This window comes from Exiguobacterium sp. J17977 (genome assembly GCF_018616375.1).
GTDB lineage: Bacteria > Bacillota > Bacilli > Exiguobacteriales > Exiguobacteriaceae > Exiguobacterium > Exiguobacterium mexicanum.
This window is the reverse complement of record NZ_JAEQBB010000011.1, coordinates 27,880-53,552: the sequence shown is the minus strand read 5'-3', so window position 1 is coordinate 53,552 and position 25,673 is coordinate 27,880. Positions and strand designations below refer to the sequence as shown.

41 protein-coding genes are annotated in these 25,673 nt (G+C 48.1%); all 41 read right to left on the bottom strand.

Features of this window, described 5'->3' with window-relative positions; all coding sequences use genetic code 11:
• Positions 1 to 375 precede the first annotated feature (375 nt).
• Positions 376 to 996 carry a KinB-signaling pathway activation protein gene (locus KNO58_RS14870; RefSeq protein WP_251026280.1) on the bottom strand — a complete coding sequence of 207 codons (621 nt, stop codon included), beginning with the start codon at positions 994 to 996 and terminating at the stop codon, positions 376 to 378.
• A 34-nt stretch (positions 997 to 1,030) separates the two neighbouring features.
• The gene (locus tag KNO58_RS14865) at positions 1,031 to 2,062 is read right to left on the bottom strand and encodes an Mrp/NBP35 family ATP-binding protein (protein WP_021066632.1); all 1,032 of its coding nucleotides are present in this window, start codon (positions 2,060 to 2,062) and stop codon (positions 1,031 to 1,033) included.
• A 142-nt stretch (positions 2,063 to 2,204) separates the two neighbouring features.
• Positions 2,205 to 2,597 carry a 30S ribosomal protein S9 gene (gene rpsI, locus KNO58_RS14860; protein ID WP_021066631.1) on the bottom strand — a complete coding sequence of 131 codons (393 nt, stop codon included), beginning with the start codon at positions 2,595 to 2,597 and terminating at the stop codon, positions 2,205 to 2,207.
• A 25-nt stretch (positions 2,598 to 2,622) separates the two neighbouring features.
• Positions 2,623 to 3,060 carry a 50S ribosomal protein L13 gene (rplM, locus tag KNO58_RS14855; protein ID WP_021066630.1) on the bottom strand — a complete coding sequence of 146 codons (438 nt, stop codon included), beginning with the start codon at positions 3,058 to 3,060 and terminating at the stop codon, positions 2,623 to 2,625.
• Between the two features lie 154 nt (positions 3,061 to 3,214).
• The gene (truA, locus tag KNO58_RS14850) at positions 3,215 to 3,955 is read right to left on the bottom strand and encodes a tRNA pseudouridine(38-40) synthase TruA (protein WP_214755099.1); all 741 of its coding nucleotides are present in this window, start codon (positions 3,953 to 3,955) and stop codon (positions 3,215 to 3,217) included.
• Positions 3,952 to 4,743: an energy-coupling factor transporter transmembrane component T family protein gene (locus KNO58_RS14845; RefSeq protein ID WP_214755097.1), complete on the bottom strand. Its 792-nt coding sequence runs from the start codon at positions 4,741 to 4,743 to the stop codon at positions 3,952 to 3,954. Before KNO58_RS14845 ends, truA begins: the two co-directional genes overlap by 4 nt.
• On the bottom strand, positions 4,740 to 5,618 hold the full coding sequence (locus KNO58_RS14840; RefSeq protein ID WP_214755095.1) for an energy-coupling factor transporter ATPase: 879 nt from the start codon (positions 5,616 to 5,618) through the stop codon (positions 4,740 to 4,742). The genes KNO58_RS14845 and KNO58_RS14840 overlap by 4 nt, the downstream gene beginning before the upstream one ends.
• Positions 5,594 to 6,430, bottom strand: coding sequence for an energy-coupling factor transporter ATPase (locus KNO58_RS14835; protein WP_214755093.1), 837 nt, complete (start codon positions 6,428 to 6,430; stop codon positions 5,594 to 5,596). The genes KNO58_RS14840 and KNO58_RS14835 overlap by 25 nt, the downstream gene beginning before the upstream one ends.
• Before the next feature lie 69 nt (positions 6,431 to 6,499).
• Positions 6,500 to 6,853: a 50S ribosomal protein L17 gene (gene rplQ / locus KNO58_RS14830; RefSeq protein WP_012727650.1), complete on the bottom strand. Its 354-nt coding sequence runs from the start codon at positions 6,851 to 6,853 to the stop codon at positions 6,500 to 6,502.
• 24 nt (positions 6,854 to 6,877) lie between these two features.
• Positions 6,878 to 7,822 (bottom strand): DNA-directed RNA polymerase subunit alpha, encoded by a 945-nt coding sequence (locus tag KNO58_RS14825; RefSeq protein WP_021066625.1) that lies wholly within the window; start codon positions 7,820 to 7,822, stop codon positions 6,878 to 6,880.
• A gap of 92 nt (positions 7,823 to 7,914) precedes the next feature.
• Positions 7,915 to 8,310 (bottom strand): 30S ribosomal protein S11, encoded by a 396-nt coding sequence (gene rpsK / locus KNO58_RS14820; RefSeq protein ID WP_021066624.1) that lies wholly within the window; start codon positions 8,308 to 8,310, stop codon positions 7,915 to 7,917.
• 16 nt (positions 8,311 to 8,326) lie between these two features.
• Entirely contained in the window at positions 8,327 to 8,692 is a 366-nt protein-coding gene (gene rpsM, locus KNO58_RS14815) for a 30S ribosomal protein S13 (RefSeq protein WP_021066623.1), read from the bottom strand.
• Positions 8,693 to 8,711: 19 nt separating this feature from the next.
• On the bottom strand, positions 8,712 to 8,825 hold the full coding sequence (gene rpmJ, locus KNO58_RS14810) for a 50S ribosomal protein L36 (RefSeq protein ID WP_003156543.1): 114 nt from the start codon (positions 8,823 to 8,825) through the stop codon (positions 8,712 to 8,714).
• A 30-nt stretch (positions 8,826 to 8,855) separates the two neighbouring features.
• A complete protein-coding gene (gene infA, locus KNO58_RS14805) occupies positions 8,856 to 9,074 on the bottom strand; it encodes a translation initiation factor IF-1 (RefSeq protein WP_021066622.1) in 219 nt (72 codons plus the stop codon).
• A 105-nt stretch (positions 9,075 to 9,179) separates the two neighbouring features.
• Positions 9,180 to 9,938 (bottom strand): type I methionyl aminopeptidase, encoded by a 759-nt coding sequence (map, locus tag KNO58_RS14800; protein ID WP_021066621.1) that lies wholly within the window; start codon positions 9,936 to 9,938, stop codon positions 9,180 to 9,182.
• Complete coding sequence (locus KNO58_RS14795) at positions 9,935 to 10,585, bottom strand: adenylate kinase (RefSeq protein ID WP_029594431.1); 651 nt, start codon at positions 10,583 to 10,585, stop codon at positions 9,935 to 9,937. The genes map and KNO58_RS14795 overlap by 4 nt, the downstream gene beginning before the upstream one ends.
• A 78-nt stretch (positions 10,586 to 10,663) precedes the next feature.
• On the bottom strand, positions 10,664 to 11,953 hold the full coding sequence (secY, locus tag KNO58_RS14790) for a preprotein translocase subunit SecY (RefSeq protein ID WP_214755091.1): 1,290 nt from the start codon (positions 11,951 to 11,953) through the stop codon (positions 10,664 to 10,666).
• On the bottom strand, positions 11,953 to 12,393 hold the full coding sequence (gene rplO / locus KNO58_RS14785; RefSeq protein ID WP_021066618.1) for a 50S ribosomal protein L15: 441 nt from the start codon (positions 12,391 to 12,393) through the stop codon (positions 11,953 to 11,955). The genes secY and rplO overlap by 1 nt, the downstream gene beginning before the upstream one ends.
• A gap of 31 nt (positions 12,394 to 12,424) precedes the next feature.
• A complete protein-coding gene (gene rpmD / locus KNO58_RS14780; RefSeq protein ID WP_021066617.1) occupies positions 12,425 to 12,610 on the bottom strand; it encodes a 50S ribosomal protein L30 in 186 nt (61 codons plus the stop codon).
• Between the two features lie 15 nt (positions 12,611 to 12,625).
• Positions 12,626 to 13,126, bottom strand: a complete 501-nt coding sequence (rpsE, locus tag KNO58_RS14775) for a 30S ribosomal protein S5 (RefSeq protein ID WP_021066616.1) — start codon at positions 13,124 to 13,126, stop codon at positions 12,626 to 12,628.
• 20 nt (positions 13,127 to 13,146) lie between these two features.
• The gene (gene rplR, locus KNO58_RS14770) at positions 13,147 to 13,509 is read right to left on the bottom strand and encodes a 50S ribosomal protein L18 (RefSeq protein WP_012727661.1); all 363 of its coding nucleotides are present in this window, start codon (positions 13,507 to 13,509) and stop codon (positions 13,147 to 13,149) included.
• A gap of 34 nt (positions 13,510 to 13,543) precedes the next feature.
• The gene (rplF, locus tag KNO58_RS14765) at positions 13,544 to 14,083 is read right to left on the bottom strand and encodes a 50S ribosomal protein L6 (protein ID WP_021066615.1); all 540 of its coding nucleotides are present in this window, start codon (positions 14,081 to 14,083) and stop codon (positions 13,544 to 13,546) included.
• A 33-nt stretch (positions 14,084 to 14,116) separates the two neighbouring features.
• Positions 14,117 to 14,515 carry a 30S ribosomal protein S8 gene (gene rpsH / locus KNO58_RS14760; protein WP_021066614.1) on the bottom strand — a complete coding sequence of 133 codons (399 nt, stop codon included), beginning with the start codon at positions 14,513 to 14,515 and terminating at the stop codon, positions 14,117 to 14,119.
• Between the two features lie 31 nt (positions 14,516 to 14,546).
• The gene (rpsN, locus tag KNO58_RS14755) at positions 14,547 to 14,816 is read right to left on the bottom strand and encodes a 30S ribosomal protein S14 (RefSeq protein WP_021066613.1); all 270 of its coding nucleotides are present in this window, start codon (positions 14,814 to 14,816) and stop codon (positions 14,547 to 14,549) included.
• A 20-nt stretch (positions 14,817 to 14,836) separates the two neighbouring features.
• Positions 14,837 to 15,376, bottom strand: a complete 540-nt coding sequence (rplE, locus tag KNO58_RS14750) for a 50S ribosomal protein L5 (protein ID WP_016508927.1) — start codon at positions 15,374 to 15,376, stop codon at positions 14,837 to 14,839.
• Between the two features lie 32 nt (positions 15,377 to 15,408).
• Positions 15,409 to 15,717 carry a 50S ribosomal protein L24 gene (gene rplX, locus KNO58_RS14745; RefSeq protein WP_021066612.1) on the bottom strand — a complete coding sequence of 103 codons (309 nt, stop codon included), beginning with the start codon at positions 15,715 to 15,717 and terminating at the stop codon, positions 15,409 to 15,411.
• Positions 15,718 to 15,754: 37 nt separating this feature from the next.
• The gene (rplN, locus tag KNO58_RS14740) at positions 15,755 to 16,123 is read right to left on the bottom strand and encodes a 50S ribosomal protein L14 (protein ID WP_012727667.1); all 369 of its coding nucleotides are present in this window, start codon (positions 16,121 to 16,123) and stop codon (positions 15,755 to 15,757) included.
• Between the two features lie 43 nt (positions 16,124 to 16,166).
• The gene (rpsQ, locus tag KNO58_RS14735; protein ID WP_021066611.1) at positions 16,167 to 16,427 is read right to left on the bottom strand and encodes a 30S ribosomal protein S17; all 261 of its coding nucleotides are present in this window, start codon (positions 16,425 to 16,427) and stop codon (positions 16,167 to 16,169) included.
• A 33-nt stretch (positions 16,428 to 16,460) separates the two neighbouring features.
• On the bottom strand, positions 16,461 to 16,664 hold the full coding sequence (gene rpmC / locus KNO58_RS14730; RefSeq protein WP_012727669.1) for a 50S ribosomal protein L29: 204 nt from the start codon (positions 16,662 to 16,664) through the stop codon (positions 16,461 to 16,463).
• On the bottom strand, positions 16,651 to 17,088 hold the full coding sequence (rplP, locus tag KNO58_RS14725; RefSeq protein ID WP_016508922.1) for a 50S ribosomal protein L16: 438 nt from the start codon (positions 17,086 to 17,088) through the stop codon (positions 16,651 to 16,653). The genes rpmC and rplP overlap by 14 nt, the downstream gene beginning before the upstream one ends.
• Before the next feature lie 32 nt (positions 17,089 to 17,120).
• Entirely contained in the window at positions 17,121 to 17,780 is a 660-nt protein-coding gene (rpsC, locus tag KNO58_RS14720) for a 30S ribosomal protein S3 (RefSeq protein ID WP_021066610.1), read from the bottom strand.
• A 13-nt stretch (positions 17,781 to 17,793) separates the two neighbouring features.
• The gene (gene rplV, locus KNO58_RS14715; protein WP_021066609.1) at positions 17,794 to 18,126 is read right to left on the bottom strand and encodes a 50S ribosomal protein L22; all 333 of its coding nucleotides are present in this window, start codon (positions 18,124 to 18,126) and stop codon (positions 17,794 to 17,796) included.
• A 20-nt stretch (positions 18,127 to 18,146) separates the two neighbouring features.
• Positions 18,147 to 18,422 carry a 30S ribosomal protein S19 gene (gene rpsS / locus KNO58_RS14710; RefSeq protein WP_012727673.1) on the bottom strand — a complete coding sequence of 92 codons (276 nt, stop codon included), beginning with the start codon at positions 18,420 to 18,422 and terminating at the stop codon, positions 18,147 to 18,149.
• Positions 18,423 to 18,488: 66 nt separating this feature from the next.
• Positions 18,489 to 19,319, bottom strand: a complete 831-nt coding sequence (gene rplB / locus KNO58_RS14705) for a 50S ribosomal protein L2 (RefSeq protein WP_021066608.1) — start codon at positions 19,317 to 19,319, stop codon at positions 18,489 to 18,491.
• 34 nt (positions 19,320 to 19,353) lie between these two features.
• Positions 19,354 to 19,635, bottom strand: coding sequence for a 50S ribosomal protein L23 (rplW, locus tag KNO58_RS14700; protein ID WP_021066607.1), 282 nt, complete (start codon positions 19,633 to 19,635; stop codon positions 19,354 to 19,356).
• A complete protein-coding gene (rplD, locus tag KNO58_RS14695) occupies positions 19,635 to 20,258 on the bottom strand; it encodes a 50S ribosomal protein L4 (RefSeq protein ID WP_021066606.1) in 624 nt (207 codons plus the stop codon). Before rplD ends, rplW begins: the two co-directional genes overlap by 1 nt.
• A gap of 28 nt (positions 20,259 to 20,286) precedes the next feature.
• On the bottom strand, positions 20,287 to 20,913 hold the full coding sequence (gene rplC, locus KNO58_RS14690; protein ID WP_021066605.1) for a 50S ribosomal protein L3: 627 nt from the start codon (positions 20,911 to 20,913) through the stop codon (positions 20,287 to 20,289).
• 60 nt (positions 20,914 to 20,973) lie between these two features.
• Positions 20,974 to 21,282 carry a 30S ribosomal protein S10 gene (gene rpsJ, locus KNO58_RS14685; protein ID WP_021066604.1) on the bottom strand — a complete coding sequence of 103 codons (309 nt, stop codon included), beginning with the start codon at positions 21,280 to 21,282 and terminating at the stop codon, positions 20,974 to 20,976.
• A gap of 378 nt (positions 21,283 to 21,660) precedes the next feature.
• Positions 21,661 to 22,170, bottom strand: coding sequence for a hypothetical protein (locus KNO58_RS14680; RefSeq protein WP_214755089.1), 510 nt, complete (start codon positions 22,168 to 22,170; stop codon positions 21,661 to 21,663).
• 109 nt (positions 22,171 to 22,279) lie between these two features.
• The gene (tuf, locus tag KNO58_RS14675) at positions 22,280 to 23,467 is read right to left on the bottom strand and encodes an elongation factor Tu (RefSeq protein ID WP_021066602.1); all 1,188 of its coding nucleotides are present in this window, start codon (positions 23,465 to 23,467) and stop codon (positions 22,280 to 22,282) included.
• Between the two features lie 115 nt (positions 23,468 to 23,582).
• Positions 23,583 to 25,661, bottom strand: a complete 2,079-nt coding sequence (gene fusA, locus KNO58_RS14670; RefSeq protein ID WP_029594429.1) for an elongation factor G — start codon at positions 25,659 to 25,661, stop codon at positions 23,583 to 23,585.
• Between the last annotated feature and the right edge of the window lie 12 nt (positions 25,662 to 25,673).

Below are 25,673 nucleotides of genomic sequence, written 5' to 3'. Positions count from 1 at the left end.
CTGAGCCAGGATCAAACTCTCCAAAGAATTTGATATAGCTCTTTAAAAATGACGAAGCTTGCGCTTCATTCAAAAATTGTAAATCATTTTTGCCTCATCGTTCAGTTTTCAAAGACCAAATGTTGTCGTGTTAGCGACTTTTTAATAATAGCGATTTGACTTTTTAAAGTCAACCGTTTTTTATTATTTTTTTCATTCGCTTTCTGTTGTTCATATTTGAACAGCAGCGACGTTTATTAATATATCAGCGCCCCCCATTTTCGTCAACTGTTTTTCTAAAAAAACTTTATTTTTGTTTTACACGTTGTAGCTGAACGAAAGAACGTTTCAAACAAACAAGCCCAGACGAATGTCTGAGCTTGTACGAGTACGCTGTCACGATGATTTAGATGACACACGTTTCTTCGTCTTGGCCTTGCCTGCCGTCGACGGTTTGACGCTCTCTGCCTGAGCAGGTGCTTGGAAGCGATGCAGCATCAAGACTTGATACGCATTGGCAAACACGAGCGTCGCTAACGCCGGCCACAAGAGGGCAATTTCATCCGTCGCCTGAAGGGCTGGAATCCATTCAATCAACGTGATAACGATCATCAAGAAGAGCGTCGGGATGAACGCACTCGCGTTCGTCTGTTTCGCCTTACTCGTCGCGATAATCCAAGATACTAACACCAATACGACCATCTCACCGATATAGCGCCACATATGATCGTTGCCGAACGCGAGCATGCGAAGATATACCGCATCAAATAACGCAAAGGCGATCAATACTACTTGCACGCGATTCCATAACCTCGGTCCTCGGAACAAGTCCAACCCAACCCGGTGGACAATCAAATAAGCAAAGAACCCCATCATGCTAATTCCCGTCCACGTGCTCGAGTAGCTAAGCGCCGTGACGATTGCTTCCCAAGATTGACTCACTAAATAGCCTGGATTGGCCAGTAAGTTCATGACAAACCCAAACAACGTCCCAAAGACGAGCGTCGTCCAAAACAATCTTAAAAATCCCTGTACCTTCATTTGTGAACCATTACCCTTCTATCTGTTGAATGACCGCTTGTGCCAATCCATCGTATGTTTTCTCAAACGGATGCCCGTCCCGATAAACCGATGGGGCAAAGTCTTCTTCGTTTTCGTACGGCTGACCGAGCGGGATTTGCGCGAGCAACTTGCTCTTCAATGCCTCAGATAATTTTTCGCCTCCGCCGTAACCGAAGACGTACTCTTTCTCTCCAGTCACTTTACTTTCGAAGTACGCCATGTTCTCGATGATACCGAGCACTTTATGGTTCGTCTTAATCGCCATCGCCCCAGCTCGTGCGGCAACGAACGCAGCCGTCGCATGCGGTGTCGTGACAATCAACTCTTGACAGGCCGGAAGCATCGAATGGATATCGAGCGCGACATCACCTGTCCCTGGCGGTAAATCGAGGAGCAAGTAATCCAAGTCACCCCACTCGACGTCATTAAAGAAGTTATTGAGCATCTTTCCGAGCATCGGTCCACGCCAAATGACCGGCGCGTTATCTTCGACAAAGAAGCCCATCGAGATCACTTTCACACCGAACCGCTCGACCGGGATGATTTTTTCTCCGCGCACGACTGGTCGTTCTTCAATCCCAAGCATATCCGGCACACTGAATCCGTAAATATCGGCATCAATCAATCCCACTTTTTTCCCGGCCCGCGCGAGCGCGACCGCCAAGTTGACCGATACCGTCGATTTCCCAACGCCGCCTTTCCCTGACGCGATTGCGATGAACGTCGTGCCTGCGTTCTCACGAAGAATCGCCGGCTTTGTCGCTTCTTTCAAGCTTTCGTCATTGAGCGCCTCGAAGCGGAGGCCGACCGTCTTGAAGCCCTTCCCTTTTAACAGCGTGACAATCTCTTGTTGAAGTTGAAGCTGTTCCCCACTCCCGGTCTGACCGAGCGCGACTTTCACACTGACATAATCTTCTTTAATGCGAATATCCTTCACGCCAGCTGTATCTCCAAGCGTACGGTTGATTGTTGGATCGATCAACCCCGCCAATTCTTCACGAACTTGTTCTACTGTAAGCATGTGGTTTCCCCCTAATTTCTGTCTCGCTAACAGTATATCAAAAAAAGCGTTTTCTTGAGGGAACGGAATGCAACAATTTCATGCGCAACAAAAAAACTCTCCGCCCCAATGGACAGAGAGTTTGAACCAAATTGTTCGAAGATTAACGCTTCGAGAATTGTGGTGCGCGACGTGCAGCTTTAAGACCGTATTTTTTACGTTCTTTCATGCGAGCGTCACGAGTCAAGAAGCCTTTTTCTTTGAGGCTTGGACGGAATTCTGGGTCCGCTTGAAGAAGCGCACGTGATACGCCGTGGCGAATCGCTCCAGCTTGTCCTGTGAATCCACCACCGTTAACGTTAACGATTACATCGTATTTACCTTCTGTTTCAGTCAATACGAGTGGTGATTTTGCCATCATGATCAAAGTCTCATGACCGAAGTATTCTGAAATATCACGGCCATTTACAACAACTTTGCCGTCACCTGCAACGAGGTGAACGCGAGCCACCGAGTGTTTGCGGCGGCCTGTTCCGTAGTAACGTACATCTGCCATCGTTTAGTTCCTCCCTGTGTCCCGATTAACCGCGAAGTTCGTAAACTTCTGGTTTTTGTGCTGCGTGGTTGTGCTCAGCTCCAGCGTAAACGTGGAGTTTGTTGAATGATTGACGACCAAGTGATCCTTTTGGAAGCATCCCTTTGATTGCGAGTTCAAGCATACGCTCTGGACGTTTTGCGAGAAGCTCTTTTGCAGTTTGTGATTTCAAACCGCCTGGATGACCTGAATGACGGTAGTAAATCTTGTCGTTCAATTTGTTACCAGTCAAGTGGATTTTCTCAGCGTTGATGATGATGACGTGGTCTCCGCAATCAACGTGTGGTGTGAAAGTCGGCTTGTGCTTACCGCGAAGAAGTGATGCTACTTCACTAGTCAAACGACCAAGTGTTTTGCCTTCTGCGTCGATAAGGAGCCATTTGCGTTCTACTTCAGATGCTTTTGCCATGAATGTCGTGCGCATGTGGAATACCTCCTAAAATGTCTGTTTACTTAATTTTTTTAGTGCTTGTTTGATGCTTTATCATAATCCTAGTTTACGGGGCTAAGATTGTGGTTCATCTCTCAATGTGAAAATGAAATGCCAATGAATATAATACGATTTTATAGGGGGAATGTCAATCTACTTTTTCATAATTCACATTCCACAAATATAGACCGTGCGGTGGGGCTGTAATCCCAGCGCTACGCCGGTCTTTAGAAGCAAGCATTCGACTCACATCGGCCGGCTCATATTTCCCTCGTCCGACCTCGAGCAACGTACCTACCATAATCCGAACTTGGTTATAGAGAAAGCCGGAGCCGACGAATCGGAAGTACATCTCATCACCTGCTTCAACGAGCTCCGCTTCATAAATTGTCCGGACGCGGTCCTCCACTTCCGCCTTCGTCACCGAGAAGGACGTGAAGTCATGAGTCCCGACCAATAGACGAAGCGCTTGGCGCATCCGCTCATAATCGAGCGTATACGTGACCGTCACGGCATGGTGGCGTCGGAACGGATCGGCGTCGCCTCGAAAGAAATAGCGATACTCTTTCCGTTTCGCCCCGTACCGTGCGTGAAACGAAGCATCGACCTCTTCGGCCGCTTGGACGAGGATATCATCCGGTAACATCGCATTCAACGCTTTGACGAACCGGTCGACCGGCATCGAGAGGTGCGTATCGAAATGCAAGACTTGCCCCCTCGCGTGGACCCGGGCATCCGTACGGCCCGAGGCCACGACTTTCACGGCTCGGCTATGCATCCGCGCCAAGACGGCCTCCACTTCGGCTTGAATCGTGTTTCCATTCGGTTGTACCTGGTAGCCCGCATAGTTCGTCCCGTCATACGCCACCGTCAGTTTGATTCGCTTCATCCAATCCCTCGCAATCCGATTAGAATGAGTGTCACGATGACAAAGATGAGGAGTAACGCCGTATCACGACGATGCCACGTCATCTCACGCAATCGTGTCCGTCCTTCACCCCCACGGTACCCTCGAGCTTCCATCGCCGTAGCGAGGTCCTCAGCACGTTTAAACGCAGATACGAATAAAGGGATCATGAGCGGGACGACTGCCTTGAGGCGATCCATGATGGGACCGCTCTTCAAATCGACCCCTCGTGCCTGTTGGGCCTTCATGATTCGATCCGTCTCGTCGGCCAACGTCGGCAAGAACCGGAGCGAGATCGACAACATGAGGGCGATCTCATGCGCCGGTACTTTAAAGCGTTCGAGCGGGCGGAGCCCGGCCTCAATCGAGTCGGTCAGTTCCATCGGTGTCGTCGTCAGCGTCACGAGCGTCGTCAGCATGACGAGATAGAAGAAACGGAGCGAGACGATTAAGCCCATGCGGACACCTTCCGAATAAATCGCGAACGGTCCGAATGAAATCAACTCGGTTCCCTCACGATTAAAGAACAACTGAAGCAACAGCGTAAAGATGATGAGGAATAGAATCATCTTCAGTCCGTTCCATAAATATCGCCAAGACAGTTGAGACAATCGCACGGCGAACAACGTGAAACCGAGCAAGAATACGTTCGTCCACAAGTTATCCGCCAAAAAGACGATTGGGATGAAGGCGAGGATAAACAACGTCTTCGCCCGCGCGTCGAGTGTGTGGAGCCACGAGTGTCCGGGAATGTACTGTCCGATAATCAAGTCGCTCTCCCCCTTCCTAGCTCGAACGCAATCCAGTCCGCCAATTCGTGCTCTGTTCGGAGCGACGGTGTGTCGACACCAAACACTGGGGCAAGTTCATTGGCGAAACGAAGCACATGTGGTATCTCGAGTTGGAGCGACTCGACGAGTACCTCGTTTTTGAATAAGTCGAACGGATCGCCGTCAAAGGCGACCTGTCCCCGTTCCATGACGACGACACGTTCCGCATAGGCCAACACGTCATCCATATCGTGCGAGACGAGAATGAGTGTCAAATCGAGTTCTTGTTTTAATCGTTTGAATAACGCCAGCATCTCGCGACGGCCGAGCGGATCGAGCCCTGCCGTCGGTTCATCTACGACGAGAACGTCCGGACGACTCGCGAGTACACCGGCGATGGCGACACGGCGCATCTGTCCGCCTGAGAGGTCGAACGGCGAACGGCTCCACAGTGCTTCATCGAGCCCGACAAGGCGCAATGCGACATGGGCCCGTTCTTTCGCTTCGTCTTCAGACGCCCCGAAGTTACGTGGACCGAACATGACGTCGCGTTCGACCGTCTCTTCAAATAATTGATGTTCCGGATATTGAAAGACGAGCCCAACGCGGCGCCGAAGCGGGAGTAAGTTTTGCTTTTTATCGCGACGCTTCGTGATCGCACGGACTTCGATGTCATCGACGACGACACGCCCTTTTGTCGGCCGCAACAGGCCGTTCATATGTTGAACGAGCGTTGATTTCCCAGAGCCAGTATGGCCAAGAAACGCAACAAGCGCCCCCGACGGAATCATCACATTCACATCGCGCAGCGCGGTTCGTTCAAACGGAGTATTCAATTGATATTGGTATGTCACTTCTTCAATGCTAATCGGCATAGATGGTTCACCAACTCCGAATGTTGTAGCATCAGACGATCGAGTGGTATGCCCCGTTCCTTCAGTTCGAGTTGCATCCGGACAACAAACGGTACGTCGAGCTGAATGGCTCGTAACGCCTCCGGATTTTGAAACACGTCTTCGGGTGTGCCAGTCATCGCAACCTTGCCTTTCGACAATGCAATGATACGGTCGGCAAACAACACTTCGTCGAGCTCGTGGGTAATGGCGACAACGGTCATCCCTTCTGAGACGAGCTGTTGCACCGTTTCAATCACCTCTTTGCGCCCAATCGGGTCAAGCATCGAGGTAGCTTCATCGAGCACGAGGACATGCGGGCGCATTGCGAGAGCCGAAGCAATCGCAACACGCTGCTTTTGTCCACCGGATAACTGATGCGGTTCACGGTCCGCTAGTTCCGATAATCCAACGCGCGCTAGACTGTCATCAATTCGACGAACCATTTCTTGACGTGGAAGCCCCATGTTTTCGAGAGAGAATGCCACATCATCGCGCACGGTCGCCCCGACAAACTGGTTGTCGGGATTTTGGAAGACGACACCGATCCGTTTCCGAACGTCCCACACGTCTGTGGCGTCCGTTGGATCGAGTGCCTCAACCCGGACTTCTCCTTCTTGAGGAAGCAAAAGCCCATTCCACAACTTCGTCAACGTCGACTTGCCAGAACCGTTATGGCCAACGATTGCGAGCCATTCCCCTTTGTATACGTCGAGTGACAACCCATTGAGGGCTGGCTCGGTCTGTCCCGGGTAACGAAACACGATATCGCGTACCATAATTTGAGATTCCATCTGCCGACTCCTTTCCGATGTGGAAACAGGGCAATACGTCACCGCATGCCCTGTTGACTGCCTAATGAATTAGACGAGTTCGATGATTACGACTTCCGCACCGTCACCGCGGCGTGGGCCGACTTTCATGATGCGTGTGTATCCACCTTGACGTTCAGCGTAGCGTGGTGCCACGTCTTCGAACAATTTTTGGATTGCGTCTTTTTCTCCAGCGTTCTCTTTGCGAACGAATGAAGCTACTTGACGACGGGCATGAAGATCGCCACGTTTCCCAAGAGTGATCAATTTTTCAACGACTGGGCGAAGTTCTTTCGCTTTTTGTTCAGTTGTTTGAATGCGCTCGTTGATAATAAGGTCAGTTGCAAGATCACGTAAAAGTGCCTTACGTTGCGAGCTTGTACGGCCGAGTTTCGAATAAGCCATTACATTTCCCTCCTTCGTTTGAACTTAGTCTTCTTTACGCAAGCCCAAACCGAGTTCGTCCAACTTGAGTTGAACTTCTTCGAGTGATTTACGTCCGAGGTTACGAACTTTCATCATCTCTTCCTCTGATTTGTTTGCGAGTTCTTGAACCGTGTTGATGCCAGCGCGCTTCAAGCAGTTGTACGAACGAACTGAGAGATCGAGTTCTTCAATCGTCATTTCGAGTACTTTTTCTTTTTGGTCTTCTTCTTTCTCGACCATAATTTCTGCATTGAGAGCTTCGTCAGTCAAGCCAACAAAGATGTTCAAGTGTTCTGTCAAAATTTTCGCCCCGAGCGATACCGCTTCTTCCGGACGGATTGAACCATCTGTCCACACGTCTAATAGAAGCTTATCGAAGCTAGCATCTTGACCGACACGTGTTTTATCTACTTCGTAGTTCACGCGTTGAATCGGTGTGTAGATCGAATCGATTGGAATTACGCCAATCGGCATATCATCACGTTTGTTATCTTCTGCCTGGACGTAACCACGGCCACGGCGAGCAGTCAAACGCATGCGAAGCGTCGCGTTGTCAGCGAGAGTCGCGATGTGGAGCTCAGGATTCAAGATTTCAACGTCGCTATCATGGGTAATGTCTGCCGCAGTGACAGCACCGGCACTTGAAACGTTAATCTCAAGCGTTTTCTCTTCGTCCGAGTACACTTTGAGAGCCAACTTCTTGAGGTTTAATACGATTTGCGTGACGTCTTCGACGACTCCGTCAATCGTAGAGAACTCATGAAGTACGCCATCGATTTGAACCGCTGTTACCGCTGCACCAGGGAGCGATGACAAAAGAATCCGACGTAGTGAGTTGCCGAGAGTCGTGCCATATCCACGTTCAAGCGGTTCCACCACGAATTTACCAAACGTAGCATCCTCGCTGATTTCGACCGTTTCGATCTTTGGTTTTTCAATCTCGATCATCTGAACCCCTCCTTGAGTGTATCCTGCCATGCAGCGCAAGCTGCATTGTATATGCTGTTTGTGCTAGGTAAGCCCTTCACACGCACAAGCGATTATACGCGGCGACGTTTTGGAGGGCGGCAACCGTTGTGCGGAACTGGTGTTACGTCACGGATTGCAGTTACTTCAAGACCAGTAGCTTGGAGGGCACGGATAGCCGCTTCACGTCCAGCACCAGGACCTTTAACGTTAACTTCTACTGTACGCATACCGTTGTCCATTGCAACTTTCGCTGCAGTTTCAGCAGCCAATTGTGCTGCGAACGGAGTCGATTTACGTGATCCTTTAAATCCAAGGTTACCAGAAGTAGCCCATGAGATCGCGTTACCTTGCGTGTCAGTGATTGTAATGATTGTGTTGTTGAAAGTAGAACGGATGTGTACCACACCGACTTCAACATGTTTTTTGACTTTACGTTTTGAACGTACATTTTGCTTACGTTTCGCCATTGTTCAATTCCCTCCTTTACTTCTTCTTGTTCGCTACTGTACGGCGTGGGCCTTTACGAGTACGCGAGTTGTTCTTCGTGTTTTGTCCGCGAACAGGGAGACTACGACGGTGACGAACACCGCGATAAGCGCCGATCTCGATCAAACGTTTAATGTTGAGTGAAACTTCACGACGAAGGTCACCTTCAACTTTGATTCCGTCAATTGCTTCACGGATACGGTTGATTTCGTCTTCTGTCAAATCACGTGTGCGTGAATCTTCAGATACGTTTGCAGTCTTCAAAATTTCTTGTGCTCTTGTTTTACCAATACCAAAGATGTATGTGAGCGAAATAACGATACGTTTTTCGCGTGGAATATCTACACCAGCAATACGTGCCATGTGTGCACCTCCTCTTAGATTAACCTTGTTTTTGTTTGTGTTTCGGGTTTTCGCAAATTACCATTACTTTACCCTTACGACGAATAACTTTACATTTTTCGCAGATCGGTTTTACCGACGGTCTTACTTTCATGATTATACCCTCCTCCTGGAAAAATCGGAGTTACTTGTAACGGTACGTAATCCGCCCGCGAGTCAAGTCGTACGGAGACAACTCGACAGTTACGCGGTCACCTGGAAGGATTCGAATATAGTGCATCCGAATTTTCCCTGAGACGTGCGCGAGCACCGTGTGGCCGTTTTCTAACTCCACTTTAAACATTGCGTTTGGAAGTGGTTCGACAACAGTGCCTTCCACTTCAATGACATCTTGTTTCGCCATCATTTATTCCCCTTTCTATATGAAGATATTTAGGAGCACAGACGATCTATCGCATTGTACTGTGAGAGAAGGATCCGTTACGGATCAGCACGAAGCAATAGAGCCTCATTCACCGGAATCGAGTTTCGTTAAAATCTCGTATCCATCGTCTGTGATGGCGATGGTGTGCTCAAAGTGGGCGCACATGCTACCGTCCACTGTCACAACTGTCCAGTTGTCAGCCAGTGTTCGAACATAGCGTTGACCAGCATTGACCATTGGTTCAATGGCTAACGTCATTCCAGTCTTCAGGCGCGGCCCTTTCCCCGGTGGACCATAGTGCGGAATTTGCGGTTCTTCATGCAAATTTTGTCCGACACCATGACCGACGTATTCGCGGACGACAGAGAAATCATGAGATTCCACATACGCTTGAATCGCATGCGAAATGTCTGTCAGACGCTGCCCAGCCTTAGCGTGCTCCAATCCTTTATACAGACTTTCTTCAGTTACGTCAAGTAACTGCTGTGTCTCTGCTGAGATTGTTCCCACTGGATACGTCCAAGCGGAATCTCCATGGTATCCGTTATAGTAGGCACCGATGTCGATCGAGATGATATCTCCATCGTTCAATACCCGCTTTCCGGGAATCCCATGAACAAGCTCTTCGTTCACTGAAGCACAAACGCTACCGGTAAACCCGTTGTAGCCTTTGAACGACGGTGTCGCACCTTGGCTGCGAATGTATTCTTCCGCGATCCGGTCGAGTTCAAGCGTCGTAATACCTGGTTTGATATGCTCTTTGAGCACCTGGTGTGTTCGAGCAACAATTTGCCCAGCCTCACGCATAATCGCTATTTCACGAGGCGTCTTCGTGATGATCATTCAGTACCACCGAGTAACGCTTTGACATCGGCGTATACGACATCGATTGGACGATCTCCATCCAATGTACGAAGATACCCTTTTTCAGCGTAAAAGTCAATGAGTGGTTTCGATTGCTCGATGTTGACGTCAAGGCGACGGCGGACCGTTTCCTCTTTATCGTCTTCACGTTGCATGAGAGCCGACCCATCCACATCACAGATGCCTTCCACTTTAGGTGGATTGAAGATCACGTGATATGTCGCACCACACGTCGGGCAGATCCAACGACCTGTCAAACGCGGGACGAGAATTTCCGCATCCACATCGATATTCACGACATGGTCAATCTGTTTTCCCAAATCTTTAAGCAAACTTTCGAGTGCCTCTGCTTGAGCAACAGTACGCGGGAATCCATCGAGTAGGAAGCCGTTTTTCGTATCATCTTGACTCAAGCGCTCACGTACGATTCCGATTGTTACCTCATCCGGTACGAGTTCGCCTTTATCCATGAACGACTTTGCTTCTTTGCCGAGTGGCGTTCCGCCTTTGATTGCCGCACGAAACATGTCGCCTGTCGAAATGTGTGGGATTTGGTACTCTTCAACGATTTTAGCCGCTTGAGTCCCTTTCCCTGCACCCGGTAAGCCCATGAGTACTAGATTCATCTCAGTTAGCCTCCAGTTTTGATTTTCACAACACGTCGTAAACACGACAGGAAGGAAGGGTGTACCCTTCCTTCCGCTTTAACGGATAAAGCCTTTGTAGTGTCGTTTTACGAGTTGACTTTCGATTTGTTTCATCGTTTCGAGGGCTACCCCGATCACAATCAACAAGCTCGTTCCTCCGATTTGCACCGAAGTTGGGAGACCGGCAAGCTTAATGAAGATTGTCGGCATGATCGCGACGAGCGATAGGAAAATCGCTCCGAAGAATGTCAAACGATAGAGCAACTTCGTGATGTACTGTTCTGTTTGCGCCCCAGGACGAATCCCAGGAATATAGCCACCTTGCTTCTGCAGGTTTTCTGCCATCTGTTCAGGGTTGACCTGAATGAATGTGTAGAAGTAAGCGAACGCGATGATGAGCGCTACGTAGATGGACATTCCGATTGGAGATGTCGTATCGAAGTAAGTCTGCAACTTCTGCGTCGTTTCCGGAGAAGCAATGAAGCTTGCAACAGTTGGTGGTGTCACCATGAAGGAAATCGCGAAGATTACCGGGATGACACCGGCAGCGTTTAATTTGATTGGCAAGTGCGTCGACTGTCCGCCCACAGGGGTACGGTTCGCCGTGCGTTTTGCGTATTGAATCGGAATTTTGCGAGCGGCCTGTTGAACATAAATGATCCCCATGGTCACCGCAAGGATAACGAGCAATAATACAACCAAGTAAACGATGTTAATGAATAACGCATCTCCAGCATTTTGGAGCTTCGTCTCATAAATCTGCGTGAAGATTCTTGGGAACCCAGCGACGATACCGGCGAAGATAATGATGGAAATACCATTCCCAACACCTTTCTCCGTCGTCATCTCACCAAGGAACATCAAGAACGCCGTACCGGCAGTCAGTACGATCGCGATCACGAAATAGGTTGCCGTGCCCCACGTCTCATTGACGAGACCTGGATAGAGGCGGTTAAATCCAAACGACAATGACGTCGCTTGAATAAACCCTAAGATGATCGTCCCATAGCGCGTGACCGTCGCTAGCTTTTTACGTCCAGACTCGCCTTGTTTTGCCCATTCGGCAAACTTCGGAACGACATCCATTTGTAAGAGCTGCACAACGATCGATGCCGTAATATACGGCATGATCCCCATTGCGAACAGGGAGAAGTTCTGTAAAGCATTTCCTCCAAACAAGTTCAAGAAGTCGAGTAGACCTCCTGAGTCAAAACGCAACACATCCGTATTCACCATCGGCACCGGGATATGGGCCCCGATGCGGAAAATGATGATGATTGCGAGTGTGAAGAGAATACGCTGTCGAATATCTTTCACGCGCCACATATTGGAGATCGTCTGAAACATCAGATCACCTCAACTGAACCGCCAGCTGCTTCGATCGCTTCTTTCGCTGCACCCGAGAATTTGTTGGCTTTAACAGTCAATTTTGTTTCAAGCTTGCCGTTAGCAAGTACTTTGATTCCGTCTTTAGCAGAGCTGACAACACCAGTCTCGATTAAGAGTTCTGGAGTAACTTCAGTACCTGCTTCGAAACGGTTAAGCGTGTCTAGGGAAACAACTGCATACTCTTTACGAGTAGGGTTGTTGAAACCGCGTTTTGGAAGACGACGGTAAAGTGGGTTTTGCCCACCTTCAAATCCTGGACGAACGCCACCGCCCGAACGAGCTTTTTGACCTTTATGTCCACGGCCAGAAGTTTTACCGTTACCAGTCGCCATACCGCGACCGACACGGTTGCGTTCGTGACGCGAACCTGGAGTTGGCTTCAATTCATGGAGTTTCATAGTGGCACCTCCTTATTTAGTAAGATCTTTATTATTCGTTGATTTCGTTTACAGTCACAAGGTGCGACACCTTTTTGATCATACCACGCATCGCTACGTTGTCAGGGACAACGACAGTCTGATGCATTTTACGAAGACCGAGTGTACGTACTGTTACACGCTGATCCTCAGGACGACCAATAGTGCTGCGTGTGAGGGTGATTGCGAGTTTCGCCATGTCTAATTCCCTCCCTTATTTAAGAAGTTCTTCTACGCTTTTACCGCGTAGTTTAGCAACTTCCTCTGCTTTTTTAAGCTCTGTCAAGCCTTTAACCGTCGCACGGACGATGTTGATTGGTGTGTTAGATCCAAGCGATTTCGAAAGGATGTCACCTACACCTGCAAGTTCGAGCACTGCACGAACCGGTCCACCTGCGATAACCCCAGTACCTTCAGAAGCTGGTTTCATGAATACACGACCTGCTCCGAATACTCCTGTGATTTCGTGTGGAATTGTTGTACCAACCATCGGTACTTGAACCATGTTTTTCTTAGCGGCTTCAATAGCCTTGCGGATCGCTTCTGGCACCTCTTGTGCCTTACCTGTACCGAAACCGACGTGACCATTCTTGTCACCTACGACGACGAGAGCGGCGAAACGGAAGCGACGGCCACCTTTCACGACTTTCGCGACGCGGTTTACGGTAACAACGCGTTCTTCAAGTTGTTCCATGTTAACGTCTAACTGGCGCATCGAGTGTCCCCTCCTTTTTGTTAGAATTTAAGACCTGCTTCACGAGCTGCTTCAGCAACAGCTTTGACGCGGCCATGATAGAGGTATCCACCACGGTCGAACACAACAGTGTCGATACCTTTCTCGAGTGCACGTTCAGCTGCAAGTTTACCAACAGCTTTCGCTGCTTCAACGTTGCCGCCGTTTGTAAGATCGAGAGCTTTATCTTTCGAAGATGCTGACACAAGCGTTGTTTGTGCTGCATCATCGATGAGTTGAACGTAGATGTGCTTGCTCGAGCGGAATACGTTCAAACGTGGACGAGCTGCTGTCCCCGTGATCGTACGACGTACACGAGCATGACGTTTCTTACGAACTGCATTTTTGTCTGCTTTTGTGATCATTTATGCCACTCCTTTCCGTTCATTTCGTGACGAATTACTTACCAGTCTTACCTTCTTTACGGCGAATACGTTCATCAGAGTAACGAACACCTTTACCTTTGTAAGGTTCTGGAGCACGGTACGAGCGGATTTGAGCTGCAACGTGACCGACGCGCTCTTTGTTAATCCCTTTAACGATGATTTGCGTGTTTGAAGGAACTTCAATCTCGATACCTTCTTCAGCAACGTACTCGATTGGGTGCGAGTAACCGAGGCTGAGGACGAGTTTGTTACCTTGCTTAGCTGCACGGTAACCAACCCCTGAGATCTCAAGTGTTTTCTGGAATCCGTTAGACACACCTTCCACCATGTTGGCGATAAGGGCACGTGTCGTACCGTGGATCGTACGGTTCTCTTTCGAGTCATCCGGACGAACAACAGTCAATTCGTTTTCTTCAACTTTGATTTCCAAGGCCGGGTTAGCTGAAAGCGAAAGTTCACCTTTAGCACCTTTTACTGTGACCGTGTTGTCTTCTGCAACCGATACAGTAACGCCAGCTGGAATCGTAACTGGTTTTTTACCAATACGTGACATTGATTACACCTCCGTTCTTGTTAGAAAAGTGACTTACCAGATGTAGGCGAGCACTTCGCCGCCGACTTGTTGTTGGCGAGCTTCTTTATCAGTCATAAGACCTTTTGATGTCGAAAGAACTGCGATACCGAGTCCTCCGAGTACTTTTGGTACTTCATCTGCTTTTGCGTATACACGAAGACCTGGTTTCGAAATGCGTTTGAGACCAGTGATAACACGTTCGTTGCTTGCTCCGTATTTAAGGAACAAACGAAGTGTACCTTGCTTAGCGTCCTCGATATATTCAACATCGCGAATGAAACCTTCACGCTTGAGGATCTCTGCAACCTCACGTTTGATATTAGAAGCTGGAAGCTCTAATTTTTCATGGCGAACCATGTTAGCGTTACGGATACGTGTAAGCATATCTGCAATTGGGTCTGTCATTACCATGCGATGTACCTCCTTTCACACTGTTAGTGGATTACCAACTTGCTTTTTTAACACCAGGGATTTGACCTTTGTATGCAAGATCACGGAACTTGATACGGCTGATCCCGAATTTACCCATGTAACCATGTGGACGACCTGTGATGCGGCAACGGTTATGAAGACGCACAGGTGAAGAGTTACGTGGCAATTTGCTGAGTCCGATGTAGTCGCCTTCAGCTTTCAATTGTGCACGTTTCTCAGCGTACTGGGCAACGAGTTTCTCGCGTTTTTGTTCGCGATTCACCATTGACTTTTTAGCCATGTTGTCGACCTCCCTTTAGATTATTTTTGGAATGGCATTCCGAGAAGTGTGAGCAATTCACGAGCTTCTTCGTCTGTGTTCGCTGTTGTAACAACAACGATATCCATACCGCGTACTTTTGTTACTTTATCGTAATCGATCTCAGGGAAAATAAGTTGCTCTTTCACACCAAGCGTGTAGTTACCGCGTCCGTCGAATGCTTTCTTCGATACACCGCGGAAGTCACGTACACGTGGAAGTGAAACAGTTACCAATTTGTCGAGGAAATCGTACATACGCTCGCCACGAAGAGTAACCTTCGCACCGATTGGCATGCCTTCACGAAGTTTGAAACCAGCGATTGATTTCTTAGCCTTCGTTACGAGTGGTTTTTGACCAGAAAGAATTGATAATTCTTCCACTGCCATGTCAAGCGCCTTCGAGTTCGAAACAGCGTCACCTACACCCATGTTGATGACGATCTTGTCGACCTGTGGGACTTGCATAACTGAGTCATAGTTGAATTTATCCATCATCGCTTTCACGATGTCGCTTTTATACTTCTCTTGCAAACGGTTCATAGTCGAATGGACCTCCTTTCGTCACGTTCTTCTTATTTATCGAGTACTTCGCCCGATTTCGCGACACGAACTTTTTTACCATCGACTACTTTGAAACCAACGCGAGTTGGTTTGCCCGTTTTAGGGTCGAGTGGCATGACGTTCGAGACGTGAATTGGTGCTTCGATTTCAAGGATACCGCCTTGTGGATTCGCTTGTGATGGTTTCGAGTGTTTTTTAATCACGTTGATACCTTCTACGACTACGCGGTTCTTGCTTGGCATAGCTTTAAGGATAACCCCTTGCTTGCCTTTATCTTTACCAGACATTACCTGGACTGTATCGCCTTTTTTAACATGCATCGTTTTGCGCACCTCCTTATAGGATTGAAATTGGAAATTAAAGTACTTCCGGTGCCAACGAAACGATCTTCATGAATTCTTTTTCACGAAGTTCACGTGCAACTGGCCCGAAGATCCGAGTGCCGCGTGGGCTCTTGTCATCTTTGATGATGACTGCTGCGTTCTCATCGAAACGGATGTACGAACCATCTTTACGACGAGCGCCGCGTTTTGTACGAACGACAACTGCTCTGACAACGTCACCTTTTTTAACAACGCCACCTGGTGTTGCTTGTTTTACCGTTGCAACGATGATGTCACCGATGTTGGCAGTCTTACGACCTGAACCACCGAGGACTTTAATTGTCAACAGTTCACGCGCGCCAGAGTTGTCTGCTACTTTCAAGCGAGATTCTTGTTGAATCATGCGAGTGTACCTCCCTCCGGATGTTTATAGATCCGAACTGTTATTAGATGATTACTGACTCTTCTACCACTGTTACGAGACGGAAACGTTTGTCTTTAGAAAGCGGACGTGTTTCCGCGATGCGTACGACATCGCCGATTTTAGCGACATTGTTCTCATCGTGTGCTTTAAATTTCTTCGTGTAGTTTACACGTTTGCCATAAAGCTTATGACGTACTTTTGTTTCAACTGCAACGACGATCGTTTTGTCCATTTTGTCAGACACGACGCGTCCAGTGAGTACTTTACGCTTATTGCGTTCCATGAGTGTTACCTCCTCTTAAAGAATCCGATTAGATTAGCCGTTGTTGATGCCGAGTTCGCGTTCACGAAGAATCGTTTTAGCACGCGCAATCGACTTGCGTACTTCACGGATACGAGCAGGATTCTCAAGCTGACCTGTAGCCAATTGGAAACGAAGGTTAAAGAGTTCTTCCTTCCACTCGCCTACTTTACCGTTGAGCTCTTCAGTTGTTGATTGACGGAGATCAGTTGCTTTCATTCGTATCACCACCATTTTCTTCACGTTTCACGAACTTACATTTAACTGGAAGTTTGTGTGCAGCAAGACGAAGCGCCTCACGTGCTACTTCCTCAGATACACCCGCGATTTCAAACATAACTTTGCCAGGCTTAACTACAGCTACCCAGCCTTCTGGAGCACCTTTACCCGAACCCATTCGGACTTCGAGAGGCTTTTTCGTGTATGGTTTGTGTGGGAAGATCTTGATCCACACTTTACCACCACGTTTCATATAACGTGTCATTGCGATACGTGCTGATTCGATTTGACGGTTTGTGATCCAGCTCGCTTCGAGCGATTGGAGACCGAATTCACCGAAATGAACTGTTGTGCCGCGTTTTGCATTTCCGCGCATTTTACCACGGTGCACACGACGATATTTCACGCGTTTAGGTAACAACATAGTGTGTTGCCTCCTTCCTGAAAGAGTGTTTATTATTCAGCGTTTTTAGCTGTGTTGTTTTTTGTTGGAAGAACTTCACCGTGGTACAACCAGACTTTAATTCCGATTTTACCATAAGTTGTGTCAGCTTCAGCTGTTCCGTAGTCGATGTCGGCACGGAGTGTGTGAAGTGGAACTGTTCCTTCCGAGTACTTCTCTGAACGAGCGATATCAGCGCCACCAAGACGACCAGAAACTTCTGTTTTGATCCCTTTGATGCCAGTGCGCATCGAACGTTGGATTGATTGTTTCATTGCACGACGGAATGACACACGGCCTTCCAATTGACGAGCGATGTTTTCAGCAACAAGTTTAGCGACAGCGTCCGCGTTTTTCACTTCAACAACGTTGATGTGAACACGTTTGCCTTCAGCAAGCTTGATGATGTTTTTACGGAGTGATTCGATTTCCGAACCACCTTTACCGATAACCATACCTGGTTTCGCAGTGTGAAGTGAAATGTTTACGCGATTTGCAGCGCGTTCGATTTCTACTTTAGAAACACTAGCATCCTTCATTTTGTTTTCGATGTATTCACGAATAACGAAGTCTTCATGAAGGAGATCTGCGTAGTCTTTCTCAGCGTACCAACGCGAATCCCAGTCTTTGATAATACCAACGCGAAGACCGTGCGGATTTACCTTTTGACCCACTACATATCCCTCCTTATTTCTCAGTTACCACGATGTGGATGTGGCTTGTGCGTTTGTTAATGCGGCTTGCGCGACCCATCGCACGTGGGCGGAAGCGTTTGAGTGTTGGACCTTCGTTGACGAAGATTTCCGACACTACAAGGTTCTCAATATTCATATCGTAGTTGTGCTCTGCGTTTGCAATCGCTGACTTCAATACTTTTTCAACGATTGGCGACGCTGCCTTGTTCGTGTGAGCAAGGACAGAGAGCGCTTCGCCGACTTGTTTCCCGCGAATTAAGTCTACAACGAGACGTGCTTTGCGAGGAGCAAGACGGACCATATTAGCTGATGCTTTAGCTTGCATGGATTTGACCTCCCCTCAAATTACCGTTTCGTTTTCTTGTCTGATCCGTGACCTTTGTACGTGCGTGTTGGAGCGAATTCACCAAGTTTGTGACCGACCATGTCTTCTGTCACGAATACTGGTACGTGTTTACGACCATCGTGTACACCGAACGTGTGACCCATGAATTCTGGGAAGATTGTCGAGCGACGTGACCAAGTTTTGATGACTTGCTTCTCACCAGATTCGTTAAGTTTGTCAACTTTAGCGAGTAAATGGTGATCTGCGAATGGACCTTTTTTCAAGCTGCGACCCATGATAGAACCTCCCTTTGGAATGATTCGGGAACGGCCCTTTCGAACCGCCCGAGAATCATGTAGTAATTATTTCTTACGGCGACGAAGGATGTACATGTCGCTCGATTTGTTTTTCTTACGTGTTTTAAGACCAAGAGCTGGTTTACCCCAAGGAGTAAGTGGGCCCGAACGACCGATTGGCGCACGACCTTCACCACCACCGTGTGGGTGATCAACCGGGTTCATTACAGAACCACGTACTGTTGGGCGTTTGCCTAACCAACGTGAACGTCCTGCTTTACCGATGTTTACGAGTTCGTGTTCTTCGTTACCAACTGAACCGACTGTCGCGCGGCAAGTGCCGAGGAACAAGCGTGATTCACCTGATTGAAGACGAACGATAACGTACTTGCCGTCACGTCCTTGGATTTGTGCCGATGCACCAGCCGCACGAACAAGCTGACCGCCCTTACCAGGCTTAAGCTCGATGTTGTGGATAGTAGTACCGACAGGGATGTTCATAAGTGGAAGAGCGTTCCCCACTTTGATATCCGCTTCTGGGCCAGCCATGATTTCCATGCCTACTTTGATGCCCTTAGGAGCGAGGATGTAACGTTTCTCACCATCTGCATAGTTGATGAGGGCGATGTTTGCTGAACGGTTTGGATCGTATTCGATCGTAGCAACGCGTCCGACGATGCCATCTTTGTTACGTTTGAAATCGATGATACGGTATTTACGTTTGTGTCCGCCACCTTGGTGACGTACAGTCAAACGACCTTGGTTGTTACGACCGCCTTTTTTCGAAAGCTTTTCAGTTAACGATTTTTCAGGGCGATTCGTTGTGATCTCTGCAAAGTCGAGAGATGTCATGTTACGGCGACCGTTAGTGGTCGGCTTAAACTTTTTAATTGCCATCGAGGATTCCCTCCTTTTCTTCTAAGGTAGTAAATTAACCGAGGAAGTCGATTGTGTTGCCTTCAGCAAGAGTTACGATCGCTTTTTTACGACGCGATGTGTAACCAGAGTGACGACCGACACGTTTCGCTTTCGGTTTCATGTTCATTGTGTTTACCGAAGCAACTTTCACGTTGAAGATTGTTTCGATAGCGTGCTTCACTTGTGATTTAGTTGCTTTAACGTCGATCTCGAAAACGTATTTGTTAGCTTCCATGAGGCTAACAGAACGCTCAGTGATGATAGGACGTTTGATGATATCGTATGCTTGAGCCATTATGCAAGCACCTCCTCTACCTTCGCAACCGCATCTTTAGTGAAGATGACTTTGTCGTTAGCAACGAGGTCAAGAACGTTAACGCCGGCTGCTTCGATCACAGTCACTCCTGGGATGTTACGAGCTGCGAGAGCGATAGTCTCATTGTAGTCCGCTGTGACTACGAGAGCCTTACGTTCTACTGATAGGCCAAGAAGTACAGCGACCATATCTTTTGTTTTTGGTGCATCGAAAGCAAGGCCTTCGAGGACGATCATTTCGTTGTTTTTCACTTTTGACGACAAAGCCGAGAGAAGTGCAAGACGACGAACTTTTTTAGGAAGCTTGTAAGAGTATGAACGTGGTGTTGGACCGAAGACTGTACCACCACCAACCCATTGTGGTGAGCGGATAGAACCTTGGCGCGCACGACCAGTTCCCTTTTGTTTCCATGGTTTACGGCCGCCACCGCGTACTTCCGAGCGACCTTTCGTATCGTGAGTACCTTGACGGCGTGATGCTTGTTGCATAACGATCGCGTCATAAAGTACTGAGTCATTTGGCTCGATACCGAAGATGGCTTCTGCCAATTCGATTTCGCCAACTTGTGAACCTGTTTGGTTAAGCAAAGCTACTTTAGGCATTCGTAATTCCTCCTTTCCGTGCAGTTAATTAGTTACCCTTTACCGCTGTTTTGATGATGACGTTCGACTTGCGAGCGCCTGGGATTGCGCCTTTTACGAGTACAAGGCCGCGTTCCACGTCAACTTTGACAACTTCAAGGTTTTGAATCGTTTTACGCTCGCCACCCATTTGACCAGGAAGAAGCTTCCCTTTAAATACGCGGTTAGGAGCTACAGGACCCATCGAACCAGGACGACGGTGGTAGCGCGAACCGTGAGCCATTGGTCCACGTGATTGTCCGTGACGCTTGATCGCACCTTGGAATCCTTTACCTTTCGATGTACCTGTTACGTCTACTAATTCACCTGCAGCGAAAATGTCCGCCTTGATCTCTTGACCGATTTCGTATCCTTCTACTGAAGTACGAATCTCTTTGATGAAGCGCTTAGGTGTCGCACTTGCTTTCGCAGCGTGACCTTTTGCTGGTTTGTTTTGACGTGATTCTTTGATGTCGCCGAAACCGAGTTGAAGTGCCTCGTAACCGTCTGTTTCAACTGTTTTAAGTTGAAGCACAACGTTTCCTTCGACAGCAACTACTGTTACCGGTACGACTTCGCCTGCTTCGTTGAAGATTTGAGTCATACCAAGTTTTGTTCCTAAGATTCCTTTAGCCATGAGATACACCTCCTATTAATAATTATTGTCTCTTCTGGCTAGTATCTACTATATGAAGAATTAAAGTTTGATTTCGATGTCAACACCTGATGGTAATTCGAGACGCATAAGCGCATCAACCGTTTTTGGTGTTGGGTTAACGATGTCGATCAAGCGTTTGTGTGTACGCATTTCGAACTGTTCACGAGCATCTTTGTACTTGTGAACGGCACGAAGGATCGTGTAGATCGATTTGTCAGTTGGAAGCGGGATTGGTCCCGAAACCTTTGCACCTGAACGCTTCGCAGTATCAACGATTTTCTCAGCTGATTGATCGAGTACGCGATGGTCGTATGCTTTTAAACGAATACGGATTTTTTCATTTGCCATGTAAGTTTCCCTCCTTTGTCGCCTATTTTTAAAAATAGACAGTTCTCCGCGGAAATTTCCACACCGGCCATGGCAAAGCTGCCTGGCGTGTCATAACCTCCCGCTTCATCGCAGCGTGCTTGTGTCAGCAGAGGTATCCGATCATTGCAAATCAACGATTGGACCCGATTTCTGCTGTAAAGTCTCTCACCACTCGCACAAACACTTAATCATTATATCGAATCTACATATGAAATGCAAGATTTGATTTTTTAATCGTGCCGGATGTCTGATGAGTTGTTCAACGTTCACTAATGTAACAAGATTCGAACCCTTTTGCAAGCTATTTTCTTTCTTTTGTTGAACTATTTCTTTCGAGAACCGCCGTGCCAACTCGACCTAGCGTTTCATGTGTGTTCCGAAGCGTTCGGTGACGGCTTCAACCACTGAGGCAGGGGCTCGTTTGAGGCAGGTTTGGACGACCCCTTCATCGAGCTCATGCGTCTCAAAATATTCCGCTAGTCGATTTAACTTATCTTCCCGACCGATGACCGTGTACAGCACGATCCACTCTTCGAGTCGCATCCAGCTGCCGACCGGTTCAATGTAAGGATGCGTATAAATCCCATCAGTACACTTCATCCGGAAACTGGCCATCACATCGATATCGCCACCTTCAAACGTATACTCGCTAAAGTAAGTCGTCATGTAATCGGCGTGCGGTGCCGTTTCCACTTTCTCACCGACTCGACTCAACACTTGATCCAATCGTTCGAACTGATCCGGTTCCACGAATACATCCAAGTCATTCGTCGTCTCGATGAGTCCGTGGTGCTTCAATAACGTCGACCCACCGAACCGACACGCAATCCCATTTAAGCGACATAACGTCTCGACTTGTTTTTCCATCCTCGTCACCCCTTCCTGCAACATATGTCCCATCTTACCACGTCTCGCCTTAAAACAAAAAAGCAGCCCGCAAAATGCGGACTGCTTGAAAGGTCAGTATTTCAATCGATTACTCGATGATTTCAGTTACTGAACCAGCGCCTACTGTACGGCCACCCTCACGGATTGAGAAACGTGTTCCGTCTTCGATCGCGATTGTAGAAATCAATTCGATCGTCAACTCGATGTTGTCTCCTGGCATTACCATTTCAGTACCTTCTGGAAGGTGAACGATACCAGTTACGTCAGTTGTACGGAAGTAGAACTGCGGACGGTAGTTCGCGAAGAATGGCGTGTGACGGCCACCCTCTTCTTTAGAAAGAACGTAGATTGAAGCTTTGAATTTTGAGTGCGGCGTGATTGAACCTGGCTTAGCAAGTACTTGTCCACGCTCGATGTCTTCACGTGATACACCACGGAGAAGAGCACCGATGTTGTCGCCAGCTTCAGCGTAGTCGAGAAGCTTACGGAACATCTCTACACCAGTACATACAGTTTTCTTAGTTTCTTCTGTAAGACCAACGATTTCAACTTCGTCGTTGACGCGGAGAACACCACGCTCAACACGACCAGTCGCTACAGTACCGCGACCAGTGATTGAGAATACGTCCTCAACTGGCATCATGAATTCTTTGTCCGTGTCACGAACTGGCTCAGGGATGTACTCATCAACTGCGTTCATGAGTTCCATGATTTTTTCTTCCCACTGTGGTTCGCCGTTAAGCGCGCCAAGTGCAGAACCTTTGATTACAGGGAGGTCGTCGCCTGGGAAGTCGTACTCAGAAAGAAGTTCACGGATTTCCATTTCAACGAGCTCGAGGAGTTCTTCGTCATCAACCATGTCAACTTTGTTCATGAATACGACGATGAAAGGAACACCTACTTGACGTGAAAGAAGGATGTGCTCACGTGTTTGTGGCATTGGGCCATCAGTTGCCGAAACAACGAGGATCGCGCCGTCCATTTGTGCAGCACCAGTGATCATGTTTTTAACATAGTCAGCGTGACCTGGGCAGTCAACGTGTGCATAGTGGCGTTTGTCAGTTTCGTACTCGATGTGAGCTGTTGCGATTGTGATACCGCGCTCACGCTCTTCAGGAGCACCATCGATTGCGTCAAACTTTGTAGCTGTTTTCCCTTGTGCTTTTGAAAGTACAGCTGAGATCGCTGCAGTCAAAGTTGTTTTACCGTGGTCGACGTGGCCGATTGTACCAACGTTAACGTGCGGTTTAGAACGGTCGAATTTTTCTTTACCCATTCTAGATTCCTCCTCTATTAGACAATTAGTTTTTTATTTAACTAGGAAGACGTAGGCTACTTTTAACATACGTCCTCCTTAGCTTACAACAATCAATTAAGCGTTACAACCGTTATTAGCCGTTCGCTTTTTTGATGATTTCTTCTGCGATTGACTTCGGTACTTCTTCGTAGTGATCGAAGTGCATCGAGTACGTTCCGCGTCCTTGCGTACGTGAACGAAGCGATGTCGCATATCCAAACATTTCTGAAAGTGGAACCATTGCTTTAACGACTTGAGCGTTACCGCGTGCTTCCATACCTTCTACGCGTCCACGGCGTGACGTGACGTCACCCATGATGTCTCCCAAGTATTCTTCTGGGATGACAACTTCAACACGCATCATTGGCTCAAGGATGACAGCTTTCGCTTGTTCCTTAAGTTGTTTAACCGCCATCGAAGCAGCAACTTTAAACGCCATCTCGTTCGAGTCGACATCGTGGTACGATCCGAAGACGAGGGCAGCTTTAACGTCAACTACTGGGTAACCAGCGAGGATACCGTTTTCGAGAGCTTCTTCAATCCCGTTCTGAACAGCTGGGACGTATTCACGTGGTACAACACCACCGACGATCTTGTTCTCGAATGCGAATCCAGCGCCTTCTTCGTTCGGCTCGAATTCTACGACAACGTGACCGTACTGACCGCGTCCACCTGATTGACGTACGAATTTCGAATCGATCTTCGCAGCGCCACGGATTGTTTCACGGTAAGCAACTTGTGGTGCACCAACGTTAGCTTCTACTTTGAATTCGCGACGCATACGGTCAACGAGGATATCAAGGTGAAGCTCACCCATACCAGAGATGATCGTTTGACCAGTCTCTTGGTTTGTTTCAGTGCGGAAAGTTGGATCCTCTTCTGCGAGTTTCGCGAGGGCTTGACCCATCTTGTCTTGGTCAGCTTTCGATTTAGGCTCGATAGCGACCGAGATAACCGGTTCTGGGAATGTCATTGACTCGAGAACGACGTTGTCTTTTTCTGAGCAAAGCGTATCACCAGTCGTAGTATCTTTAAGACCAACGGCTGCGGCGATGTCACCAGCGAATACCATTGGGATTTCTTCACGGCTGTTCGCGTGCATTTGAAGGATACGACCGAGGCGCTCACGCTTACCTTTAGTCGAGTTCTTCACATACGAACCAGCTTGTGCTGTACCAGAGTACACGCGGAAGAACGTCAATTTACCGACGTAAGGGTCCGTCATGACTTTGAACGCAAGTGCCGAGAACGGAGCTTCGTCAGAAGGCTCACGCGTGATTTCTTCTTCTGTGTCGAGGTTAACACCTTTGATTGACTCAACATCAACTGGTGATGGGAGGTAATCAACAACAGCGTCCAACATCAATTGAACACCTTTGTTTTTGAAGGCAGAACCAACGAGTACAGGGTAGAATTCTACGCTGAGTGTTGCTTGACGGATACCAGCTTTGAGTTCTTCGATTGAGATCTCTTCGCCTTCGAGGTATTTCATCATCAACTCTTCGTTGTAGTCAGCAACCGCTTCGATCAATTGACCGCGAAGTTCTTCAGCTTCGTCAGCCATGTCAGCTGGGTAGCCATCCGTTACTTCGATGTCAGTACCGAGGTCGTTCGTGTACATGTATGTCTTCTTCTCAACGAGGTCGATGATTCCTTTGAATTCATCTTCCGCACCGATTGGAAGTTGGATTGGATGTGCGTTTGCGTGTAAACGTTCGTGAAGTGTTTTCACCGAGTACAAGAAGTCCGCACCGATCTTATCCATCTTGTTGACGAATACGACACGTGGAACACCGTAAGTCGTCGCTTGACGCCATACAGTTTCTGTCTGTGGTTCAACACCTGACTGAGCGTCAAGTACCGCAACAGCGCCATCAAGTACACGGAGTGAACGTTCAACTTCAACTGTGAAGTCTACGTGTCCAGGTGTATCGATGATGTTTACACGGTGGCCATTCCACTGTGCAGTTGTCGCTGCAGAAGTGATCGTGATTCCACGCTCTTGCTCCTGCTCCATCCAGTCCATTTGTGAAGCTCCTTCATGAGTTTCACCAATTTTGTGGATACGACCTGTGTAATAAAGAATACGTTCAGTTGTTGTCGTCTTACCGGCATCGATGTGAGCCATGATCCCGATGTTACGAGTATTCTTTAGGGAGAATTCTCTTGCCATACTGGGTATTCT

Bases quoted from the DNA above. Each gene is read 5' to 3' on its own strand.
- rplX (WP_021066612.1), bottom strand. From the start codon at position 15,717: ATGCATGTTAAAAAAGGCGATACAGTCCAGGTAATGTCTGGTAAAGAT.
- rplV (WP_021066609.1), bottom strand. From the start codon at position 18,126: ATGCAAGCTAAAGCATCAGCTAATATGGTCCGTCTTGCTCCTCGCAAA.
- secY (WP_214755091.1), bottom strand. From the start codon at position 11,953: ATGTTTCAGACGATCTCCAATATGTGGCGCGTGAAAGATATTCGACAG.
- rplF (WP_021066615.1), bottom strand. From the start codon at position 14,083: ATGTCACGTATTGGTAAAAAACCAGTTACGATTCCAGCTGGCGTTACT.
- rplO (WP_021066618.1), bottom strand. From the start codon at position 12,393: ATGAAACTCCATGAATTGAAGCCAACTCCAGGTTCGCGTCACGAACGC.
- KNO58_RS14840 (WP_214755095.1), bottom strand. From the start codon at position 5,618: ATGCCGATTAGCATTGAAGAAGTGACATACCAATATCAATTGAATACT.
- rplM (WP_021066630.1), bottom strand. From the start codon at position 3,060: ATGCGCACGACATTCATGGCAAAAGCATCTGAAGTAGAACGCAAATGG.
- rplB (WP_021066608.1), bottom strand. From the start codon at position 19,319: ATGGCAATTAAAAAGTTTAAGCCGACCACTAACGGTCGCCGTAACATG.
- KNO58_RS14795 (WP_029594431.1), bottom strand. From the start codon at position 10,585: ATGAATCTAGTACTCATGGGCTTACCGGGTGCAGGGAAAGGGACTCAA.
- rpsN (WP_021066613.1), bottom strand. From the start codon at position 14,816: ATGGCTAAAAAGTCAATGGTGAATCGCGAACAAAAACGCGAGAAACTC.
- rpsH (WP_021066614.1), bottom strand. From the start codon at position 14,515: ATGGTAATGACAGACCCAATTGCAGATATGCTTACACGTATCCGTAAC.
- rpsJ (WP_021066604.1), bottom strand. From the start codon at position 21,282: ATGGCAAATGAAAAAATCCGTATTCGTTTAAAAGCATACGACCATCGC.
- KNO58_RS14835 (WP_214755093.1), bottom strand. From the start codon at position 6,430: ATGGAATCTCAAATTATGGTACGCGATATCGTGTTTCGTTACCCGGGA.
- rpsE (WP_021066616.1), bottom strand. From the start codon at position 13,126: ATGCGCCAGTTAGACGTTAACATGGAACAACTTGAAGAACGCGTTGTT.
- rpsQ (WP_021066611.1), bottom strand. From the start codon at position 16,427: ATGGAACGCAATAAGCGTAAAGTACTCACTGGACGCGTCGTGTCTGAC.
- rplW (WP_021066607.1), bottom strand. From the start codon at position 19,635: ATGGCTCAAGCATACGATATCATCAAACGTCCTATCATCACTGAGCGT.
- rpsS (WP_012727673.1), bottom strand. From the start codon at position 18,422: ATGGGTCGCAGCTTGAAAAAAGGTCCATTCGCAGATCACCATTTACTC.
- KNO58_RS14825 (WP_021066625.1), bottom strand. From the start codon at position 7,822: ATGATCGAGATTGAAAAACCAAAGATCGAAACGGTCGAAATCAGCGAG.
- KNO58_RS14680 (WP_214755089.1), bottom strand. From the start codon at position 22,170: ATGGAAAAACAAGTCGAGACGTTATGTCGCTTAAATGGGATTGCGTGT.
- map (WP_021066621.1), bottom strand. From the start codon at position 9,938: ATGATCATCACGAAGACGCCTCGTGAAATAGCGATTATGCGTGAGGCT.
- rplP (WP_016508922.1), bottom strand. From the start codon at position 17,088: ATGTTGTTACCTAAACGCGTGAAATATCGTCGTGTGCACCGTGGTAAA.
- rplR (WP_012727661.1), bottom strand. From the start codon at position 13,509: ATGATCACAAAAGCAGACAAAAATGCAGTTCGTAAGAAACGTCATGCT.
- rplD (WP_021066606.1), bottom strand. From the start codon at position 20,258: ATGCCTAAAGTAGCTTTGCTTAACCAAACAGGTTCACAAGTTGGCGAA.
- rplC (WP_021066605.1), bottom strand. From the start codon at position 20,913: ATGGCTAAAGGAATCTTAGGAACAAAACTTGGTATGACTCAAATCTTC.
- rpmJ (WP_003156543.1), bottom strand. From the start codon at position 8,825: ATGAAAGTAAGACCGTCGGTAAAACCGATCTGCGAAAAATGTAAAGTT.
- rpsK (WP_021066624.1), bottom strand. From the start codon at position 8,310: ATGGCGAAACGTAAGCAAAATGTACGTTCAAAACGTAAAGTCAAAAAA.
- infA (WP_021066622.1), bottom strand. From the start codon at position 9,074: ATGGCGAAACAAGATGTCATTGAAGTGGAAGGCACTGTTGTCGAACCA.
- rpsI (WP_021066631.1), bottom strand. From the start codon at position 2,597: ATGGCAGATGTACGTTACTACGGAACAGGCCGCCGCAAACACTCGGTG.
- truA (WP_214755099.1), bottom strand. From the start codon at position 3,955: ATGAAGCGAATCAAACTGACGGTGGCGTATGACGGGACGAACTATGCG.
- rplN (WP_012727667.1), bottom strand. From the start codon at position 16,123: ATGATTCAACAAGAATCTCGCTTGAAAGTAGCAGACAACTCTGGCGCG.
- tuf (WP_021066602.1), bottom strand. From the start codon at position 23,467: ATGGGTAAAGAAAAATTCGACCGTTCTAAACCGCACGTTAACGTTGGT.
- rplE (WP_016508927.1), bottom strand. From the start codon at position 15,376: ATGAACCGTTTGCAAGAGAAGTATAAAAGCGACATCGTGAAAGCGATG.
- fusA (WP_029594429.1), bottom strand. From the start codon at position 25,661: ATGGCAAGAGAATTCTCCCTAAAGAATACTCGTAACATCGGGATCATG.
- rpsM (WP_021066623.1), bottom strand. From the start codon at position 8,692: ATGGCACGTATTGCTGGTGTAGATATTCCACGCGAAAAACGTATCGTT.
- KNO58_RS14865 (WP_021066632.1), bottom strand. From the start codon at position 2,062: ATGCTTACAGTAGAACAAGTTCGTGAAGAATTGGCGGGGTTGATCGAT.
- rpmD (WP_021066617.1), bottom strand. From the start codon at position 12,610: ATGGCGAAACTCGCAATCACCCTCACACGCAGCACTATTGGTCGTCCT.
- rpmC (WP_012727669.1), bottom strand. From the start codon at position 16,664: ATGAAAGCAACTGATCTCCGTCAATCAACAACTGAAGAGCTCAACGGT.
- rplQ (WP_012727650.1), bottom strand. From the start codon at position 6,853: ATGGCTTATTCGAAACTCGGCCGTACAAGCTCGCAACGTAAGGCACTT.